Origin of the sequence: Xanthomonas sp. 3058, assembly GCF_014199765.1 — a bacterium.
Classification (GTDB): domain Bacteria; phylum Pseudomonadota; class Gammaproteobacteria; order Xanthomonadales; family Xanthomonadaceae; genus Xanthomonas; species Xanthomonas campestris_B.
Window position 1 is genome coordinate 1 of the sequence record NZ_JACHOF010000051.1, and the last position, 2459, is coordinate 2459.

1 protein-coding gene is annotated in these 2459 nt (G+C 66.8%); it reads left to right on the plus strand.

What is annotated here, in order from left to right; all coding sequences use genetic code 11:
- Positions 1-2459: non-ribosomal peptide synthetase (locus GGR61_RS20855; RefSeq protein ID WP_184623833.1), on the plus strand; the 2459-nt coding region annotated here is incomplete at both ends.

Below are 2459 nucleotides of genomic sequence, written 5' to 3' on the forward strand. Positions count from 1 at the left end.
CAGGACTACCGCGGCGACAGCATCGAGATCGCCCTCGATGCCGAACTCACCAGCGCATTGCGCGCCTTGAGTCAACGTCATGGCAGCACCGTCTTCATGACGGTATTGGCCGCCTGGTCAGTGCTGCTGTCACGCCTGTCTGGACAGGACGAAGTCGTGATCGGCGCGCCTGTCGCCAACCGCACCCGCAGCGAACTCGAAGCGCTGATCGGTTTCTTCGTCAACGCCCAGGCACTGCGGATCGATCTGCGCGCCAACCCGTCGGTCGCGGAGCTGTTGAGCCAAGTCCGTGCCACTGCATTGGCCGCGCAGGACCATCAAGATCTGCCCTTCGAGCAAGTGATCGAAGCACTCAATCCCACCCGCAGTTTGTCCGCCCAACCGGTCTTCCAGGTCGTGCTGACCTGGCAGAACGTCCCCGATGCCGAGCTGAGCTTGCCGGGCATCGCACTGCAGCCGTTCCAGTCGCCATCGGCCGATGCCAAGTTCGATCTGGAGCTGTTCCTGGGCGAAGTTGGGGACCGCATCGTCGGTAGCCTGAGCTATGCCAGCGCGCTGTTTGACCGCCGTACCATCGAGCGCCATCTGGCCCAGTTCGTCCAGCTGCTGGCCGGCATGGCCGCCGATGAGCAGTTGCCCATCGCGCAGCTGCCGCTGCTGCCTGTCGACGAACGCGCCCAGCTGCAGCGCTTCACCACTACCGAGACCGCTGCGCTAGATCCGGCGCAGTGCATCCATCACCTGTTTGAAGCGCAGGTGCGGCGCACCCCCGATGCCATCGCCTTGCAGGAAGACGAGGTTGAACTCAGCTACGCCGTCCTCGAAGCGCGGGCCAATCAGCTGGCCCATCGTCTGCGCACCTTGGGCGTTGGAGCGGAGAGCCGCGTCGCGCTGTACCTGCCGCGCGGGATCGATCAAGTCGTGGCGCTGCTGGCCACGCTCAAGGCCGGCGCGGCCTATCTGCCGCTGGACCCGGAACTGCCCAGCGAACGCCTGGCTTTCCTGCTGGAAGACAGCCGCCCGCGTGCGGTGTTGACCTGCACCGAACTACAGGATCGCCTGCCCGCCAGCCGCGCCATGCTGCGGGTCAGCGTGCTGACCCTGGACACCGACACACACAGCGATCTTGAAGATCCCGGCGCACCGAGCGTCCCCGGCTTGTGCGCGGACCATCTTGCCTATCTGATCTATACCTCCGGCTCCACCGGACAACCCAAGGGCACCCTGCTCACCCACGCCGGCGCCACGCATTACCTGCAATGGGCGATCGATACCTATCGTCCGTTCCCCAGCGCGGTGGTGTCTTCCTCGCTGGCCTTCGATGCCACCCTCACCAGCCTGCTCGCACCGCTGCTTTGCGGCGCACGGGTCGAGCTGCTGCCCGAGCACGACACCCTCGACGCCTTGCGCCAGCGCCTGTGCGATCCGACCCCGTTGGGCTTGGTCAAACTCACTCCAGCCCATCTGGAAGTGCTCGGCCAGCAGTTGGCCGAGCATGAAGGACCGCTCAGCCCAGCGGTGATGGTGATCGGTGGCGAAGCCTTGCCTGCAGCCACGCTCGCACGCTGGCAAACGCTCGCACCACACACGCGGCTGATCAACGAATACGGCCCTACCGAAACCGTGGTCGGCTGCGTGGTGCACGACACCAGCGCAGACGATGCGCTGGACCCCAGCGGCCGCGTGCCGATTGGCAAACCGATTGCGCATCTGCGCATCCACGTGCTCGACGCGCACGCTCAGCTGGCACCGATTGGTGTCACTGGGCACCTGCATATCGCCGGACCTCAGCTCGCACGCGGCTACCTCGGCCGTCCCGACCTGACCGCCGAACGCTTCGTCCCCGATCCGTTCGCCGACCAGCCCGGCCAGCGCATGTATCGCACGGGTGACCTTGCGTGCTGGCGTGCCGACGGCACCCTGGACTATCTCGGCCGCAACGACGACCAGGTCAAGCTGCGCGGCTTCCGCATCGAGCTGGGCGAAATCGCCGCCGCGCTGCGCGCCTGCGCCGGCGTGGACGATGCCGCTGTCTTGCTGCGCGAGGACACCCCCGGCGAGCCTCGCCTGGTCGCCTATTTGATCGGCGACGCCGAGCAGCTCAGCGCCGACACGCTGCGCACCCAGCTGGCCACGCGCCTGCCCGAGGTGATGCTGCCGACCGCGTATGTAATCCTGGAGACACTGCCACTCACCGCCAACGGCAAACTGGACCGCCGTGCCCTGCCCGCGCCAGACGCCGATGCGCTGGCCGTGCAGGCCTACACGCCGCCGCAAGGTGCGCTGGAACAGACCCTGGCACAGCTATGGAGCGAGCTGCTCGGGGTCGAACAGGTCGGCCGCCACGACAGCTTCTTTGCCCTCGGCGGTCACTCGTTGCTCGGCGTGCGCCTGATCTCGCGCATCCGCAGCACCCTCGGCCTGGAACTGCCGCTGGCCGCGCTGTTCGCCCAACCGCG